20 protein-coding genes are annotated in these 17,132 nt (G+C 61.6%); 18 read left to right on the top strand and 2 right to left on the bottom strand.

The features are described 5' to 3' along the window. The first annotated feature begins 121 nt into the window (after positions 1–121). The 18 genes from A8V01_RS12530 (at position 122) to hcaB (ending at position 15,774) form a co-directional block, all read left to right on the top strand. On the top strand, positions 122–1,540 hold the full coding sequence (locus A8V01_RS12530) for an SRPBCC family protein (protein WP_103000334.1): 1,419 nt from the start codon (positions 122–124) through the stop codon (positions 1,538–1,540). After that, positions 1,537–2,031, top strand: a complete 495-nt coding sequence (locus A8V01_RS12525; RefSeq protein ID WP_103000335.1) for an aromatic-ring-hydroxylating dioxygenase subunit beta — start codon at positions 1,537–1,539, stop codon at positions 2,029–2,031. The genes A8V01_RS12530 and A8V01_RS12525 overlap by 4 nt, the downstream gene beginning before the upstream one ends. Beyond that, positions 2,015–3,007 (top strand): PdxA family dehydrogenase, encoded by a 993-nt coding sequence (locus A8V01_RS12520; RefSeq protein ID WP_010891025.1) that lies wholly within the window; start codon positions 2,015–2,017, stop codon positions 3,005–3,007. Before A8V01_RS12525 ends, A8V01_RS12520 begins: the two co-directional genes overlap by 17 nt. A 10-nt stretch (positions 3,008–3,017) precedes the next feature. Then, a complete protein-coding gene (locus A8V01_RS12515) occupies positions 3,018–4,298 on the top strand; it encodes an aromatic ring-hydroxylating dioxygenase subunit alpha (RefSeq protein WP_103096189.1) in 1,281 nt (426 codons plus the stop codon). Then, positions 4,295–4,783 carry an aromatic-ring-hydroxylating dioxygenase subunit beta gene (locus tag A8V01_RS12510; RefSeq protein WP_103096188.1) on the top strand — a complete coding sequence of 163 codons (489 nt, stop codon included), beginning with the start codon at positions 4,295–4,297 and terminating at the stop codon, positions 4,781–4,783. The genes A8V01_RS12515 and A8V01_RS12510 overlap by 4 nt, the downstream gene beginning before the upstream one ends. A 42-nt stretch (positions 4,784–4,825) precedes the next feature. Continuing rightward, entirely contained in the window at positions 4,826–5,431 is a 606-nt protein-coding gene (gene gstA / locus A8V01_RS12505; protein ID WP_008828134.1) for a glutathione transferase GstA, read from the top strand. A 167-nt stretch (positions 5,432–5,598) separates the two neighbouring features. Then, on the top strand, positions 5,599–6,450 hold the full coding sequence (locus A8V01_RS12500) for an alpha/beta fold hydrolase (protein ID WP_008828135.1): 852 nt from the start codon (positions 5,599–5,601) through the stop codon (positions 6,448–6,450). An 18-nt stretch (positions 6,451–6,468) separates the two neighbouring features. Beyond that, positions 6,469–7,392 carry a catechol 2,3-dioxygenase gene (locus A8V01_RS12495; protein WP_103096187.1) on the top strand — a complete coding sequence of 308 codons (924 nt, stop codon included), beginning with the start codon at positions 6,469–6,471 and terminating at the stop codon, positions 7,390–7,392. 2 nt (positions 7,393–7,394) lie between these two features. Then, positions 7,395–7,826: a GlcG/HbpS family heme-binding protein gene (locus tag A8V01_RS12490; RefSeq protein WP_103096186.1), complete on the top strand. Its 432-nt coding sequence runs from the start codon at positions 7,395–7,397 to the stop codon at positions 7,824–7,826. Positions 7,827–7,866: 40 nt separating this feature from the next. Continuing rightward, on the top strand, positions 7,867–9,351 hold the full coding sequence (locus A8V01_RS12485) for a 2-hydroxymuconic semialdehyde dehydrogenase (protein WP_103096185.1): 1,485 nt from the start codon (positions 7,867–7,869) through the stop codon (positions 9,349–9,351). Between the two features lie 4 nt (positions 9,352–9,355). Then, positions 9,356–10,150, top strand: a complete 795-nt coding sequence (locus tag A8V01_RS12480; RefSeq protein ID WP_103096184.1) for a 2-keto-4-pentenoate hydratase — start codon at positions 9,356–9,358, stop codon at positions 10,148–10,150. A 22-nt stretch (positions 10,151–10,172) separates the two neighbouring features. Further along, positions 10,173–11,111, top strand: a complete 939-nt coding sequence (locus A8V01_RS12475; RefSeq protein ID WP_008828140.1) for an acetaldehyde dehydrogenase (acetylating) — start codon at positions 10,173–10,175, stop codon at positions 11,109–11,111. Next, on the top strand, positions 11,108–12,139 hold the full coding sequence (gene dmpG / locus A8V01_RS12470; RefSeq protein WP_008828141.1) for a 4-hydroxy-2-oxovalerate aldolase: 1,032 nt from the start codon (positions 11,108–11,110) through the stop codon (positions 12,137–12,139). Before A8V01_RS12475 ends, dmpG begins: the two co-directional genes overlap by 4 nt. A gap of 1 nt (position 12,140) precedes the next feature. Beyond that, entirely contained in the window at positions 12,141–12,911 is a 771-nt protein-coding gene (locus A8V01_RS12465; protein WP_103096183.1) for a 2-keto-4-pentenoate hydratase, read from the top strand. 1 nt (position 12,912) lies between these two features. Next, on the top strand, positions 12,913–13,146 hold the full coding sequence (locus tag A8V01_RS12460; RefSeq protein ID WP_008828143.1) for a 2-hydroxymuconate tautomerase: 234 nt from the start codon (positions 12,913–12,915) through the stop codon (positions 13,144–13,146). After that, positions 13,136–13,417, top strand: coding sequence for a 2Fe-2S iron-sulfur cluster binding domain-containing protein (locus A8V01_RS12455; protein WP_103096182.1), 282 nt, complete (start codon positions 13,136–13,138; stop codon positions 13,415–13,417). The genes A8V01_RS12460 and A8V01_RS12455 overlap by 11 nt, the downstream gene beginning before the upstream one ends. Positions 13,418–13,436: 19 nt before the next feature. Then, positions 13,437–14,942 carry an aldehyde dehydrogenase family protein gene (locus tag A8V01_RS12450; RefSeq protein WP_103096181.1) on the top strand — a complete coding sequence of 502 codons (1,506 nt, stop codon included), beginning with the start codon at positions 13,437–13,439 and terminating at the stop codon, positions 14,940–14,942. Between the two features lie 31 nt (positions 14,943–14,973). Next, positions 14,974–15,774, top strand: a complete 801-nt coding sequence (gene hcaB, locus A8V01_RS12445; protein ID WP_103096180.1) for a 3-(cis-5,6-dihydroxycyclohexa-1,3-dien-1-yl)propanoate dehydrogenase — start codon at positions 14,974–14,976, stop codon at positions 15,772–15,774. 59 nt (positions 15,775–15,833) lie between these two features. Here the strand turns inward: hcaB and A8V01_RS12440 are convergent, their stop codons facing one another. Together A8V01_RS12440 and A8V01_RS28930 are read right to left on the bottom strand one after the other, a co-directional pair. Then, entirely contained in the window at positions 15,834–16,832 is a 999-nt protein-coding gene (locus A8V01_RS12440) for a 2Fe-2S iron-sulfur cluster-binding protein (RefSeq protein WP_245892457.1), read from the bottom strand. A gap of 11 nt (positions 16,833–16,843) precedes the next feature. After that, on the bottom strand, positions 16,844–17,132 hold a 289-nt coding region (locus A8V01_RS28930), incomplete at its 5' end, for a hypothetical protein (RefSeq protein WP_211295010.1).

Genomic DNA, 17,132 nt, shown 5'->3' with positions numbered 1-17,132 from the left:
GAACGTTTTTCATTGTGCAATACGTTGCACGAAATGATGGGATGAGGTAATCACCGTGTGCCATCTGCGGTTGATTCGCGGATGGTATTGGGTGCCCGACGCACAGAACGGGAGAGGATCGATGGAACTCAATGATAAAATCGGCGGCAGGATTGCCGACTTGCAGGGCTTGAAAGGGCGCATGCGCGCTTGGCTCAAGAAGGATCACGAGCGCGGGATCTTCCAGCTGGACCGCGCCGCTTTCACCGAAGCTGCGCTGTTTGAGCTCGAGATGAAGTACATCTTCGAGCGGAACTGGGTCTACCTCGCGCACGAGAGCCAGGTTTCCAAGCCGAACGATTTCATCACCACGAAAATCGGCCGCGTCCCCATCCTTGTGACCCGCGACAAGTCCGGCGATGTCGGCGCCTTCGTGAATGCCTGTTCGCACCGTGGCGCGCGCCTGTGCCGCGAGCGGGCTGGCAACAAGCGCAACCACATGTGCCCGTTTCATGGTTGGACGTTCTCGTCCGGGGGCGACCTGCTGGACGTCACCGATGAGAGCATCGGGGGCTATCCGGAGGCATTCAATCGCGCCGATTTCGGGCTTCAACCGGTCGCCCGGGTGGAAAGCTACCGCGGCTTCATTTTTGCCAGCCTCTCCGCCGATGTCGTCCCGCTGGTCGATCACCTCGCCGGCGCGCGGGATTTCATCGATATCCTGGTGAACCAGTCGAAGTCCGGCGCAATGGAAGTTTTGCCCGGAACCAACCGCTACCGCTATCACGGCAACTGGAAGATGCAGGTCGAGAACGGGCTCGACGGCTATCACGTCATGACCACGCATGCCAACTACTTCATGACGGTTCAGCGCCGCGTCGAAGGCATTTCGAAGAACGAAACCAAGGCGATTAGCTTCAATGGCTTCACCGCGCGCGATGGCGGGTCGTTCTCGTTCCACAACGGACACACGGTGTTGTGGGCCGACTATGCCAACTTCATGGATCGCCCCAATTTCGAGATCATCGACTGGCTCGAAGAGTCCTACGGCGCCGAAAAGGCCAAGTGGATGAACAAGCGCATCCGTAACCTGCAGCTGTTTCCCAACGTCTTCCTGATGGACCAGACCAGCACGCAGATCCGCATCATCCAGCCGCTGGCCGTTGATGAGACCGAAGTCAGCACGGTGTGCATCGCCCCGGTCGGCGAAAGCCCCGAGGCGCGGGCCCTGCGGCTGCGTCAGTATGAGGATTTCTTCAATTCGACCGGCATGGCGACCCCGGACGACCTGACCGAATTCAACAACTGCCAGACCGGGTATGGCGCCGGCGAAGGCCGCTACAACGAGATGTCGCGCGGTTCGACGCGCTGGGACACCGGCCCGGGCAAGTTCGGCGAGCCGCTCGATTTCAATGTGGTGCTGAGCAGCCCGGCGGTTGCCGACGAAGGCCTCTATGTGGCGATCCATGACGAATGGCTCACGCTCATGGAAAAGGCCATCGACAGCGAGTGCAGCGAGCTTGCCGCCTTCCTTGAGCGTTCGCTGGAGAAGGCACGATGACCGCATTCCATTCGCGCTGGCTGGCGGTTTCCCGCTTCATCGGTCAGGAAGCTATGGCGCTTGACGACAAGGACTGGGATGTCTGGCTGGCGCTCTATCACGAAGAGGCGGAATACTGGGTTCCAGCCTGGGACGATCACGAACGGCCGACTGCGGATCCGCAGAACGAAGTCTCGCTGATCTACTATCCCAACCGGGGCGGGCTTGAGGATCGGGTGTTCCGGATCAGGACCCGGCGCTCGGCGGCGAGCACGCCGCAGCCACGCACGGTTCACCAGTTCTCCCTGCTGTCTGCTGAGGAGAGCGATGGCCAGGTGCATGCGCGGACGTCTTGGACCACGGTTTCGGTGCTGGAAGGCAAAGTCGCCACTCTCAGCGGGTGGGCCTTCTATGATCTCGAACCTCGGGATGATTCGTTCGTGATCCGCCGCAAGAAGACGGTCGTCGTCACCGATCTGTTCCAAGAAGTAGCCGATGTCTACAGCCTCTGAGCGGGTGCGCCCCGTCGTGGGGACGATGATCGGTGATCCCGCCGGGATCGGACCCGAAGTGGCTGTCAGGGCGCTGGCCGACGGTGCCGTACACACGGATTCGATCCCCGTGCTGGTCGGGTCTGCTGCGGCGGTAGAGCGGGCGCTCGATTTCACTGGCACCAAGGCACGGCTGCGGGTGATGCGCGGCTTCGAAAAACCCAGCGACGATCCCGCGATCATCGACGTCATCGATACCGGCGCGCTGCCCGATGGCGTTCTGCCCCTGGGCGAGGACACCGAGGCCGCCGGGCACGCCACCGCGCAATGGCTGGATGAGCTCGACGCGTTGGCCCGCGACGGTTCTTTCGCCGCCACGATCATGGGGCCGATCAGCACTGGTTCGCTTAAACTGGCCAAGAAGCTCGACAGGGTCATCAGCCCGACCCCGGGCGAAAGCTATCTGGTGCTGCTGACCGGGCCGCTCAGGGTTGCGCATCTCACCGACCACATGTCGCTGCGGCAAGTGATCGACGTCATTTCAGCCGATCTCGTCGCCACGGCGGTGGGGCAACTGCACGAGGCCATGCAATCGTGGGGCATCGCCCAACCGCGGATCGCGGTTGCCGGTCTCAACCCACATGCCATGGGCGACGAGGATCGCCTTGAAATTGCGCCTGGGATTGAAGCCGCGCGGGCAAGGGGCATCGATGTCGAAGGGCCTATCGCGCCTGACTCGGTCTTCCGCCACTGCATCGAGGGTCGCTACGACATGGTCCTGGCGATGTTCCACGATCAGGGCCACATCGCGGTCAAGACCTGGGGCTTTTCGGGCAACAGCGTGATCATCATGGGGCCGCCGTACCTGCACATGTCGGTGGCCCATGGCACCGCCTACGACATCGTCGGTACCGGCAAGGCCGATGCCGCGATGATGCTGAGCGCGATGCGCACTTGCGGACGACTCGCTTCGGGCCGCGGTTTTGAACAAGCTTAGGGAGAAGACCATGAACGCCGAAACCATGCCCGTCGCCGCGGGGTCGGAGCCGACTGCGGTCGATTACGCAGTCTATCACAGCCAAGCGATCTTCACTGCCGAACAGGAAAACATCTTTCGCGGACAGACCTGGTGCTACCTCGGCCTCGAAGCCGAGCTGGCCAACAGCGGCGATTTCCGTTCGACCCATGTCGGCAATACACCGGTGGTGGTGACGCGGGCAACCGATGGCACCATCCATGCCTGGGTAAATCGCTGCGCCCACAAGGGCGCAACCGTGTGCCGCTCGCTGCGTGGCAACCAGGCCGACGGGGCGTTCGTCTGCGTCTATCACCAGTGGGCCTACGACGCGACCGGTGCGCTTGTCGGCGTGCCGTTCCGGCGGGGGCTGAAAGGCGTGGGCGGCTATTCGAAGAAATTCAATATGGCCGAGCATTCGCTGGAGCGGTTGCGGGTCGAGACATTCGGCGGCCTCGTGTTCGGCACCTTCAACCCGACCATCGCCCCGCTCGACGACTTTCTGGGTCCAGTGATGCGCAAATACATTCAGCGCGTCTTCCAGCGCCCGGTCAAGGTTCTGGGCTATGCGCGACAGTTCATGGCCGGCAACTGGAAGCTCTATTCGGAAAACAGTCGTGACAGCTACCACGGCGGTCTGTTGCACCTGTTCTATCCCACTTTCGGCATCTACCGCCAGAGCCAGGAAAGCGCGGGTCTGGTTTCGGACGAGGGCTACCACACCGTGTTTACCGTGTCTAAGCCCAAGGGCGATGTCGACTACGGCTCGTTCGGTGACGAGGCCAACCGCGAGATGCAGGGTGAGGCCAAGTTGCAGGACGAGCGCCTGCTGGCATTCCGCCCGGAGATCGCTGATGATGTCGGACTGCACATCCAGTCGATCTTCCCGTCTGTCGTTGTCCAGCAGATCCAGAACACCCTCGCCACCAGGCAGATCGTGCCCCACGGGACCGACAGGACCGAGCTGGTCTGGACCTATTTCGGCTATGCCGACGATGATGATGAAACGACTCGCCACCGCCTTCGCAACCTCAACCTGGTTGGACCGTCTGGGTTGATTTCGATGGAAGACGGCGAAGCGGTCGAACTGTGCCAGCAGGGCACGATCGGTGCCGAAGGCAAGCGCAGCTTTGTCGAGATGGGCGGGGACGATGTCCGACCGTCATACGCCCCGATGGGTATGGATGAAAATTCCGTGCGCGGGTTCTGGAAGGGCTATCTCGGGCTGATGGGCAATGCCTTGGCCGATCTCGCAGCGGAGGGCCGGGCATGAGCGTTGCAGCCGAAGTAGCGCAAGTCGCGCAAAGTGCGATCGACGATTTCAACGCGGCTTACGGGCTTTGCCTTGATGATGACCGGCTCGAGCAATGGCCCACGCTGTTCGTTGACGATTGCCTGTACCAGGTGATCGCGCGCGAGAATGTCGATAACGGCTTGCCCGCAGCTGTGATGTATTGCGACAGCAAAGGGATGCTGGCGGATCGGGTTGTCGCGCTGCGCAAGGCAAACGTCTTCCCCGAACATTTCAACCGGCACCTGATCGGGCGTGCGGTGATCACCGGCGCGGAAGGCAACCAGGTTTCTGCTGAAGCCAGCTATGTCGTCTTCCAGACCCGTAACGATGGTGAAACGCGTATCTACAATGCCGGCAAATATGTCGACTGGTTCGATCTTAGCGGTGCAACCGTTCGTCTGAAGAGCCGGACCTGCATCTACGACACGCTGCGAATCGCCACCCTGTTGGCGACCCCGATCTGAGCCGATCCCGCATTTCCTGTTTTGCCCAAAAGGAGACTATCCATGAAGCTGTTCATTAGCCCTGGTGCCTGCTCGCTCGCACCGCATATTGCCCTGCGCGAAACCGGTGCGGCTTTCGATGCGGTGAAGGTCGATCTGGCGACCCGCAAGGTAGAGACCGGAGACGATTTCCTGACGGTCAATCCGTCAGGCAAAGTTCCTGCGCTGACCCTCGACAGTGGCGAAACCCTGACTGAAAATCCTGCGATCCTGCTCTACATCGCCGATCAGAAGCCAGACGCGGCCCTGGCGCCTCGTGATGGCACGTTGGAGCGTTACCGCCTGATCAGCCGACTGAGTTTTCTGGGGTCGGAATTCCACAAGGCGTTCGTACCGCTTTTCACACCCGGCAGCAGCGACGAAGCAAAGCTCGCGGCCTCGACCGCCGTCAAGAATCATCTGGGTGCGCTGGACAAGGAACTTTTGGACAAGGAACACTATGCCGGTTCTGAATTCAGCGTCGCCGACATCTATCTGTTCGTGATGCTGGGCTGGCCGGCCCATGTCGGGATCGACATGAGCGCCTATCCCAACCTTGGTGCTTATTGCGGCCGGATCGCGCAGCGCCCGTCGGTTGGCGCAGCACTCAAGGCCGAAGGGCTCGTCTGATCGGGCATGCGCGAGGCGGCGATTTCTGCCGCCTCGCGGCATTCTTTATTTGCCAATGCGTTTGAAATAGTGCAATGAAAGCTACTGTAAGGTGTCAGTTCGCCGACTCGGTCCCGACACCATGTGGATACAAAATCAACGAAGCGGGAAAGGACTGGTTGGCTATCATGGCAAGCGCGACATTGGACACGAGCCGACCGGAAATCGCCAATTCGTTCGTCATCGGCGGAAGCTCGACCAATTATCATGACGTCGGCGAGGGCGATCCGGTCCTGTTGGTTCATGGTTCCGGGCCTGGCGTGACTGCATGGGCCAACTGGCGCCTGAACATTCCGGTTCTTGCTCAGGATTTCCGGGTCATCGCGCCCGACATGTTCGGTTTCGGCTATTCGGACAGCAAGGGCCGGATCGAAGACAAGCAGGTCTGGGTCGATCAGCTCGCCAGTTTTCTCGACGGATTGGGTATCGACAAGATTTCGATGGTCGGCAACTCGTTCGGTGGCGGGATCACGCTGGCATTCATGATTGCCCACCCCGATCGGGTGGAACGCGCCGTTCTGATGGGGCCTGCAGGGCTCAACTTTCCGATTACTCCTGCGCTCGACAAGGTTTGGGGCTACGTGCCGTCAGTTGAGGCCATGCGCGAATCGCTCAAGTACCTTGCCTGGGATCACAGCCGCCTGACGGAGGATCTGATCCAGTCGCGCTATGTCGCCAGCGCCCGGCCCGAAGCACATGAACCCTATCATGCAACGTTCGGCGGCGCCGACCGCCAGGCCAACGTGGCGATGCTCGCCAGCCGCGAGGAGGACATCGCCGCAATCGCGCACGAGACCTTGATCCTGCACGGGATTGCCGATCAGGTGATCCCGCTCGATTCTACCGTACGCTTGGCCACGCTGATGCAGCGGGCCGATCTGCACCTGTTCGCCGAATGCGGACACTGGGTGCAGATCGAGCGGATGGCAAGTTTCAACCGGATGGTTGCCGAGTTCTTTAAGCATGGCCTCAAGGCCTGATCGGAGAGGAGATTCGTCATGGCTTTGACTGGTGTAATTCGTCCTGGCTATGTCCAGCTCAGGGTTCTGGACTTGGACGAGGCCATTATCCACTACCGCGACCGGATTGGTCTAAACTTCGTCAATCGCGAGGGGGATCGCGCCTTTTTCCAGGCGTTCGACGAATTCGATCGTCACAGTATCATCCTTCGCGAGGCTGATCAGGCGGGCATGGATGTGATGGGCTTCAAGGTCGCCAAGGACGCGGACTTGGACGATTTTACCGAGCGCTTGCTCGATATCGGCGTCCATGTCGACGTGATCCCGGCGGGGGAAGATCCCGGTGTAGGCCGCAAGATTCGGTTTAACACGCCGACCCAGCACGTCTTCGAACTTTACGCCGAGATGGCGCTGTCGGCCACCGGTCCGGCCGTCAAGAACCCCGATGTCTGGGTCGTGGAGCCACGTGGCATGCGTGCCACCCGCTTTGATCACTGTGCGCTCAACGGCGTGGATATAGCCAGTTCGGCCAAGATTTTTGTCGATGCGCTTGATTTCTCAGTCGCCGAGGAACTGGTCGATGAAACCAGCGGCGCCCGGCTCGGCATCTTTCTTAGCTGCAGCAACAAAGCACACGATGTCGCCTTCTTAGGCTATCCCGAAGACGGCAAGATCCACCATACCTCGTTCAACCTGGAATCCTGGCACGATGTTGGCCATGCCGCCGACATCATCAGCCGCTACGATATTTCGCTGGATATCGGGCCGACCCGTCATGGGATCACCCGTGGGCAGACGATCTACTTCTTCGATCCCTCGGGCAACCGCAACGAAACCTTCAGCGGCGGTTACATTTATTATCCGGACAATCCGCAGCGTATGTGGCAGGCAGAGAACGCCGGCAAGGCCATCTTCTACTACGAAAAGGCGCTCAACGACCGCTTCATGACGGTGAACACCTGATCATGGACGGGGTGGTTTCGGTTCGGACAGTAGGCCACGAATTGGCGCTCAAGGCAGCGGCTGCCGCCGTTGCCATGGGTGCGGCGGCGGGCTGTCCGGTCGTTGCCGCAGTGGTCGGCGCGGGGGGAGATCTGGTCGCGTTCGTGCGCGCCAGCGGCTCTCCTTCGCCCTCTGCAAAGATCGCGCAGGACAAGGCTTACAGCGCCGCCAGCTTCCGCGTCCCGACGCCGAGTCTCTATGCGATGGTTTCGGGCAATCCGGCCTTGCGCGACGGGATCGTCGCGCAGCCGGGAATAGCAATGTTCGGCGGCGGCCTACCGATCGAAATTGCCGGTGAATTCGTCGGTGCGATTGGTATTTCCGGCGGGAGCGAAGCGATGGACGTCGAGTACGCCAACGCCGGTCTCGCTGCGATCGGCGCAAGGCAATTCTGACGCCCCATGGGCTCTGGCAAAACGTAGGTAATATGCACCAATGACTTCCGTCTCCTCCTCTCCAATCACGGATACTATCCTGAACTTCATCGACGGGTCCTATCGCGAAGGCAGCGAGGGCAAGTCGTTTTCCAACGTCAATCCGGCCACCGGGGCCGAGATCGGGGTTGTGCACGAAGCAAGCCAGGCAGACGTCGCCGACGCCGTGGCTGCGGCCAAGGCCGCGCTTACCGGGCCGTGGGGCAAGATGACCACGGCCGAACGGGTCAATCTGATCACCGCCGTGGCGACCGAGATCGAACGCCGAGCGGACGATTTCCTGGCTGCCGAAGTGGCCGACACCGGCAAGCCGCGCCATGTTGCGTCGCATATCGATATTCCGCGCGGAGCCGCCAACTTCCGCATGTTCGCCGATGTCGTCTCGACGATGCCGGGCGAAAGCTTCAACACGCCAACCCCCGATGGCGGCCAGGCGTTCAACTATACCGTGCGCAAGCCCAAGGGAGTGGTCGCCGTCGTCTGCCCGTGGAACTTCCCGCTGCTGCTGATGACCTGGAAGGTTGGCCCGGCGCTTGCCTGCGGCAATACCGTGGTGGTCAAGCCGTCCGAGGAAACGCCTCGGACCGCTGCCCTGCTGGGCGAAGTGATGAACGCGGTGGGCATGCCCAAGGGTGTCTACAACGTTGTCCATGGATTCGGTCCGGGTTCGGCCGGCGAATTCCTCACGTCCAACCCCGATGTCGATGCCATCACCTTCACCGGCGAAACCGGCACCGGACAGGCCATCATGCAGAAGGCGGCGACCGGCGTTCGCGACATCTCGTTCGAACTCGGTGGCAAGAACCCGGCGATCGTGTTCGCCGATGCCGACCTCGACAAAGCGGTCGAGGGTCTGTCGCGCTCGGTCTTCCTGAACACCGGGCAGGTCTGCCTCGGAACCGAGCGGGTCTATGTCGAACGGCCGATCTTCGATGCCTTCGTGGCGCGGATGGCGGCGGCGGCGCAGGGCTTCAAGCCGGGCGTGACCGGTGATCGCGCCTATCTCGGCCCTCTGATCAGCGCCGAGCACCGCGAGAAAGTGCTCGGCTACTATCGCCGTGCGGTCGAGGACGGGGCCACCGTGGTCACCGGCGGCGGCGTTCCTGAAATCTCGGGCGCGGAAGCAGGCGGCTTCTTCGTGGAACCGACGCTGTGGATCGACGTCGCCCACGGCGATACCGTGATGCGCGAGGAAATCTTCGGGCCATGCTGCGGCATCGTACCGTTCGACAGCGAGGACGAGGTGATCGCGCTGGCAAACGATACGGTTTACGGCCTGTGCGCCTCGGTCTGGACCGAAAACCTGTCCCGCGGACACCGCGTGGCGGCGGCGATGGAGGTGGGGGTGTGCTGGGTCAATTCCTGGTTCCTGCGCGATCTGCGCACGGCTTTCGGCGGGTCCGGCCATTCCGGCATCGGCCGGGAAGGCGGGGTGCACAGCCTCGAATTCTACACCGAGATCACCAACATCTGCGTAAAGCTTTAAGACGATGACTATCGACCCTAAAACCATCCAACAAGCGGCTCTGGCGCTGCGCGGCGCCGCCGAAAGCGGCACACCGGTCAGTCCGATCCGAGACCTGATTGCCGCCGGTGGCGTTGAGGCCGCCTATGCTGTACAGGAGGCCAACACCCGGCACTACCTGGCTAGCGGGCGGCGGCTCGTAGGGCGCAAGATCGGCCTGACTTCGCTTGCAGTCCAGCGCCAGTTGGGGGTGGACCAGCCCGATTACGGGATGCTGTTCGCAGACATGGACGTGCCGGAGGGCATCCCGGTGTCGCTTGATCAGGTCATCCAGCCCAAGGTCGAGGCCGAGATTGCGATCGTCGTTGGGCGGGATTTGCCCCACCCCGACATGACCACCGCCGAGATGATCCGCGCGGTCGAATATGTCGTTCCGGCAATCGAGATCGTCGACAGCCGCGTCGCCAACTGGGACATCAAGATCTGGGACACGATCGCCGACAACGCGTCGAGCGGGCTGTTCGTGCTCGGCGCGGTGCCGCGCAAGCTAGATAGGCTGGATTTGCGCACGTGCGGCATGGTTATGGAGGTAAAAGGCGAACCGATTTCGGTCGGCGCCGGGATCGCCTGTCTTGGTAGCCCAATCACCTCTTCCCTGTGGCTGGCGCGGGTCATGGCGAATGCCGGGCGGCCCCTGCTGGAAGGCGACGTGATCCTTTCGGGCGCGCTCGGCCCGATGGCCGGGGTTTCTCGCGGAGATGTCGTTGAAGCGCGGATCAATGGGCTTGGCACTGTCCGAGCTACGTTTGCTGCTGACTGAATTGGAAGTGGAGGTTGGTCAAATGGCCAGGATGAAGTGCGCGATTATCGGTTCCGGCAATATCGGCACTGATCTGATGATCAAACTGCTCAAGGGCTCGGACACTCTGGAGCTGGCAGCGGTAGTCGGGATCGATCCGGCCTCGGAAGGCCTGGCGATGGCCCGCGAAAGGGGCGTGGCCACCACTCACGAGGGGATCGAGGGCCTGTGTCGGATGCCGCAATATGCCGATATCGGCATCGCCTTCGATGCGACTTCGGCCTATGCGCACAAGGCGCATGACGAGATACTCGCCCGCGACGGCAAGCTGATGGTCGACCTGACACCGGCAGCGATCGGTCCGGCGACCATCCCGCCTGTCAACCCCGCGGTCGATGCGACCGTTCGCAACATCAACATGGTGACCTGCGGCGGCCAGGCTACGATTCCGATCGTCGCGGCGGTCTCGCAGGTGGCCAAGGTGCACTATGCGGAAATCGTCGCGTCGGTTTCGTCGCGCTCCGCTGGTCCCGGCACCCGTGCCAACATTGATGAGTTCACCCGCACCACCGCGCGGGCGATTGAGACTGTCGGCGGTGCGGCCAAGGGCCGGGCTGTGATCATTCTCAATCCCGCCGAACCGCCGATGATCATGCGCGATACGATCTTCACGCTGTCGGAAATGGTCGATGAGGAAAAGGTGCGAGATTCGGTCCTGGCGATGATTGCCAGGGTGCAGTCATACGTGCCGGGCTACCGGCTCAAGCAGGACGTGCAGTTCGAACGCTTCGGTTCGAACCGGCCGCTCAAGATCCCCGGCTACGGTGAATTCGAAGGCCTCAAGACCAGCGTGTTCCTCGAGGTCGAGGGCGCGGGCGATTATCTGCCCAACTATTCCGGTAATCTCGACATCATGACCGCTGCCGCCAAGGCGGCAGGCGAGAGCTTGGCCAAGACTCATATGGAAAAGATCGCAGCATGACCTTTGATCCAACATCTGATCGGCTCTACATCCAGGACGTGACCTTGCGCGACGGGATGCACGCCATCCTGCATATGTATGGCACCGACAGCGTGCGCACGATCGCCAAGGCGCTTGACGAGGCAGGGGTGGATGCGATCGAGGTCTCGCACGGCGATGGCCTGAACGGTTCGACCTTCAACTATGGGTTTGGCGCCCATACCGACTGGGACTGGATCGAGGCTGCCGCTGATGTCATCCAGAACGCGGTGCTGACAACGCTTCTGGTGCCCGGCATCGGCACCGCCGAAGAACTCAAGCGCGCCTACGCCATGGGGGTGCGCTCCGTGCGCGTCGCGACCCACTGCACCGAGGCCGACGTCGGCAAGCAGCACATCGGCATCGCGCGCGATCTGGGCATGGACGTATCGGGCTTTCTGATGATGAGCCACATGATCGAGTCCGAAGCGCTCGCGCAGCAGGCGCTGCTGATGGAAAGCTATGGCGCGCATTGCGTCTATGTCACCGACAGCGGCGGGGCGCTCGACATGGATGGCGTGATCGCACGTCTCCAAGCCTATGACCGGGTGCTCAAGCCTGAAACCCAACGCGGCATCCATGCGCACCACAATCTGTCCTTGGGCGTGGCCAATTCGATCGTCGCCGCGCAGACGGGCGCGGTGCGGATCGACGCGAGCCTTGCGGGGATGGGTGCGGGAGCCGGTAACGCACCGCTCGAGGTGTTCATCGCCGCCGCCAACCGCAAGGGCTGGAAGCACGGCTGCGACGTGATGGCGCTGATGGACGCGGCGGACGACATCATACGCCCGCTTCAGGACCGTCCGGTGAGGGTCGATCGGGAGACGCTCAGCCTGGGCTATGCAGGCGTCTATTCAAGCTTCCTGCGCCATGCGGAAAAGGCAGCGGAACAGTACGGAATCGATACCCGCGAGATCCTCGTCGAATTGGGCAACCGCCGGATGGTCGGAGGCCAGGAAGACATGATCATCGACGTTGCGCTTGATCTGATCAAAGCCAAGGCCAACTGAGATGGACAGGCTGGCGAAATACGCGGAAATGCTCGACTCTGCACAGCGTGAAGCAACAGCTACCCCGCAAATCACCCCTGTGGACACCGCTTTCACGGTGGAAGAGGCCTATCAGGTACAGAAGCTCTCGGTCGATCGGCGCCTGTCGCGTGGCGAACGGCGCATCGGCGTCAAGATGGGGCTGACCAGCCGGGCCAAGATGTTGCAGGTCGGCGTCGACGAAGTGGCCTGGGGCAGGCTGACCGATGCGATGCTGGTCGAGGAAGGATCCGCCCTTTCGCTCGCGCGCTACGTCCACCCCCGGGTCGAACCGGAAGTCGCCTTTCTGATGAAGGCCCCGCTGGTCGGTAAGGTGACTGCCGCCGCTGCGCTGGCAGCAGTCGAAGCGATCGCCCCGGCGATGGAGATCATCGACAGCCGTTACGAGAACTTCAAGTTCGCGCTCGAGGACGTGATCGCCGACAACACTTCCTCGTCGGGGCTGGTGATCGGATCCTGGCACGATCCCCGGATCGATTTTTCGAATCTGGGCGTGATCCTCGAAATCGATGGCGAAGTGGTACAGGTCGGGTCGACCGCGGCGATCCTTGGCCACCCCATCCGTTCGCTGGTTGCTGCGGCCCGGCTGGTTGCCGAAGCGGGCGAACAGATCAACGCCGGTGACATCGTCATGGCTGGCGGCATCACCGCCGCGCCCAACCTGGCTCCCGGCCAGACCGTGCGGACGACCGTGCAGAACCTTGGCGCGGTCATGTTCCAGGTGGAGGCCTGATATGCCGATCATCGAGGTCAACCTGCTCGAAGGGCGCCCGCCGGAAGCCAAAGAGCGGCTGATCCGGGCGCTGACCGATGCTGCCATCGGTGCGATCGGGGCGCCGCGTGAGTCAGTTCGCGTCATCCTTCGCGAGATGGACCCAGCGCATTTCGCGGTGGGGGGGGTAAGCTTTGCGGCGAAGGCCGCTGCCGCGCAGCCCCGAGTCGAAGAAGATTGGTCGAATGAGGCTTGAGCCCTACCAGATCCGGATCCTCGGAGGGGGGCAGTTCGCTTGCCCCGAGGGTGAACGCGTACTGATCGCGATGGAGCAGTTTGGTGCCAGCGATATAGGAGTGGGCTGCCGTGGCGGTGGTTGCGGGTTTTGCCTGGTTCGAGTTGTCGAAGGCGAATACCGGACCGGCAAGATGAGCACGGCCAAGGTTTCTGTCGCCGACCAGGCAAAGGGATACGCCCTGGCCTGTCGGATCTATCCGATGGATGACCTAGTCATCGAAGTTCTATGAAAACCAAGGGAGAGTTGTCATGGCTACGCAGTTGAAAAGTACAGAAAACGACTACGGCATTAAGTCCGAGTACGGCCATTATATCGGCGGCGAGTGGATTGCCGGGGACAGCGGCAAGACCATCGATCTACTCAATCCCTCGACCGGCAAGGTGCTGACCAAGATCCAGGCCGGCAATGCCAAGGACATTGAGCGTGCGATTGCCGCTGCCAAGGCTGCTTTTCCCAAGTGGTCGCAAAGCCTGCCCGGCGAGCGCCAGGAGATCCTGATCGAAATTGCGCGCCGGCTGAAGGCACGCCAGTCGCACTACGCGACGCTCGAAACGTTGAACAACGGCAAGCCGATGCGCGAATCGATGTTCTTCGACATGACCCAGACTATCGGTCAGTTCGAGCTGTTCGCTGGCGCGGCCTATGGCCTGCATGGCCAGACGCTCGATTATCCCGATGCGATCGGCATCGTTCACCGCGAACCGCTCGGTGTCTGCGCGCAGATCATCCCGTGGAACGTACCGATGTTGATGATGGCGTGCAAAATCGCACCGGCGCTGGCATCGGGCAACACTGTCGTTCTGAAGCCGGCCGAGACGGTCTGTCTTTCGGTGATCGAATTCTTCTTGGAAATGGCCGATCTGCTGCCGCCGGGTGTGATCAACGTCGTCACCGGCTATGGTGCGGATGTGGGCGAGGCGCTGGTCACCAGCCCCGATGTCGCCAAGGTAGCATTCACCGGTTCGATCGCCACTGCCCGCCGTATTATCCAGTATGCCTCCGCAAACATCATCCCGCAGACGCTCGAGCTGGGCGGCAAGTCGGCGCACATCGTGTGCGGCGATGCCGATATCGACGCGGCGGTGGAAAGCGCTACGATGTCGACTGTGCTCAACAAGGGTGAGGTCTGCCTGGCCGGTTCGCGCCTGTTCCTGCACCAGTCGATCCAGGACGAGTTCCTGGCCAAGTTCAAAACCGCGCTTGAAGGCATCCGCCAGGGCGATCCCCTCGATATGGCAACCCAGCTTGGCGCCCAGGCGTCGAAGATGCAGTTCGACAAGGTAGAAAGCTACCTGCAGCTCGCAACCGAGGAAGGGGCCGAAGTTTTGACCGGCGGCACCCGCGCCGATGCTGCAAATCTGGCGGATGGCAACTTCATCAAGCCGACGGTGTTCACCAATGTGAAGAACACAATGCGCATCGCGCAGGAGGAGATCTTCGGGCCGGTGACCACCGTAATCAGCTGGAACGACGAAGCCGACATGATGCAGCAGGCCAATGCCACCACCTACGGCCTGGCCGGCGGCGTGTGGACCAAGGATCTTGCCCGCGCCCACCGGATCGCGCGTCAGCTTGAAACCGGCACGGTCTGGATCAACCGCTACTACAACCTTAAGGCCAACATGCCGCTGGGCGGTTACAAGCAGAGCGGCTTCGGGCGTGAATTCAGCCATGAAGTGCTGAACCACTACACCCAGACAAAGTCGGTCGTGGTCAACCTTCAGGAAGGCCGCGTCGGGATGTTCGATCAGTGATCGAGAACCCGCGATCTTCGGGAGGAACGATGTGACTGCAAGGCTCGAACGACAAGTGGCGCTGCTAACCGGCGGCGCCACAGGGATCGGTGAGGCGGTCGTCGCGCGCTTTATCGAAGAAGGTGCCAAGGTTGGCGTCCTGGTCAAGGATGCCGCTCAGGCCGACTTGGTGCGTACGCGGCATGGCAACGCAGTAGTCGTGATTGAGGGCGATGTCCGCAATTATGTCGACAACGAAAAGGCAGTCGTCGCAACCGTGGCTGCATTCGGCAAGCTTGACGTGTTCGTCGGCAATGTCGGGATCTGGGATTTCATGACCCCGCTTGCGGACATGGAACCCGAAAAGCTCTCGGAAACGATGGACGAGATCTTCGGCGTCAACGTAAAGGGCTACTTTCTTGGCGCCCGTGCCGCAATTCCGGAGTTGCGTAAGACCAAGGGCAGCATCATCTTTACTGCCTCGACTTCAAGCTTCTACACCGGCGGTGGCGGTACGCCCTATGTGGCGTCGAAGCACGCCGTGCTGGGCCTGATCCGCCAGCTCGCCTGGGAACTAACCCCCGACGTCAGGGTCAACGGCGTGGCGCCAGGCGGCACCCGAACGCCGCTGGGCGGTACCCATGCGGGCGGAACAGCCGATGTTCACATGGAAGATATGGAAGGGCTCGACGCGATGATTGCCGGGATGACGCCGCTCGCGCGGATCGCCGAACCGGATGATCACTCCGGCCTCTATGCCTTGCTCGCCTCGCGTCGGGACTCGGCCTACATGACAGGAACGGTTTTGCTCAGCGACGGTGGAATCGGCATCGGCAAACGCCCCGGAAGCTGAAGCGGCTTAGATCTCTCCACCCTTGGCGGGTGCTCGATTCGTCGAGCGCCCGTCTTTTTTTACGTGCGATTGCTGCGATCAAGAAAGCGGTCGGCCGAAATGACCGAACGTGAGAGGCCGGCGGCAAGCAATTGCGCTTCGGCAAAGTCGATCATCGCCGGTGGGCCACACAGATAGGCTTCGTGCGCCGCCAGGTCTGCAACGCCCGCAATCTGCTCGGTGATCAGCCCACGCGCTCCTGCCCAGTCGCTGTCTGGCTCTTCATCCGACAAGGCCGGGACGAATTCGAAAGGGGCCATCCAGCGTTGACGAAGGGCCGCAATTTTGTCGAGGGCATAGAGATTGGACTTACGGCGCGCACCGTACAGCAGTTGCACCGCCCGGTCTGCGCCCCGGTCGAGCGCCTGCTCCAGAATCGAGATGATCGGCGCTAGACCACTACCCCCGGCGATGCAAAGAATGGGGGCAGTGCTGTCCTTGAGGGCGAATTGCCCATAGGGGGCGGTAACCTTCAGCTCCATTCCGGTGCGATCGGTGCAGAACAGCCAGTCGGTAAATGCGCCGCCCGGAACGTGCCGGATGTGAAAATGCAGTTGCTGGGTGGGTTCACCAACCGTCGCGAAGGCGAATGAATAACTGCGTGCACCTTCGATGCCGGGAGCGGTCAGATCAGCGTATTGTCCGGGAGTGAAGGCCAGTGGCCGATCCAGTTCGATGGTCAGCCCGATTATATCCTCGCATAGCCGTTGTGCGGCGACGATGGTGCCGCGATATGTAGCAATGGCGATCCCTTGCGAGAGTGGCGCATCAACCGCGATTGTCAGATCCGAGCGCGGAATGGCCTGGCAGGCGAGGCGAAAGCCGCTGCGCAGTTCGTCGCCCTCAAGTGCAAGGGCCGACGGGCTCAATTCGCCGATCTTGCCAGACACGAGCTTGAACTTGCAGGTACCGCACGAGCCAACCTTGCAATCGTGCGGCATGGCCAGACCCGCGTCCAGCATCGCTTCAAGAAGTGTCTTGCCCGCCGGTATGTCAAGCGTGGTCGGCGATCCTTCCACGGTTACGGTGTTCATCTTGGATTTGCGCAGGAAAGAAAACATTGTCGGGTTTTTCCGAAATGGGCGGGCGGAATCCGCAGTTGCAGATTGTCGCCCGAATGAGGGTGGACGATTGGCCTGGCGTTCAAGTGCTGGCCAGCCAGCGCGGCCAGCCAGCCTGTGCGTTGGCCTGATCCGCCAGCTGGACACCTCGAAAAACCTCTGGCGTGTAGCGGTCTGAACTGATTCACTTCGTCGGCGATGTGGCGGAGGCGATGATGGCAGGACAGCCCGGTTTCTTTGATCTTTCGGACCGGTACG

The sequence above is a fragment of the Novosphingobium guangzhouense genome (genome assembly GCF_002896965.1).
In the GTDB taxonomy this organism is placed as follows: Bacteria; Pseudomonadota; Alphaproteobacteria; order Sphingomonadales; family Sphingomonadaceae; genus Novosphingobium; species Novosphingobium guangzhouense.
Note: the sequence above shows the minus strand (reverse complement) of the source record. Positions and strands in the feature narration are given on the sequence as shown.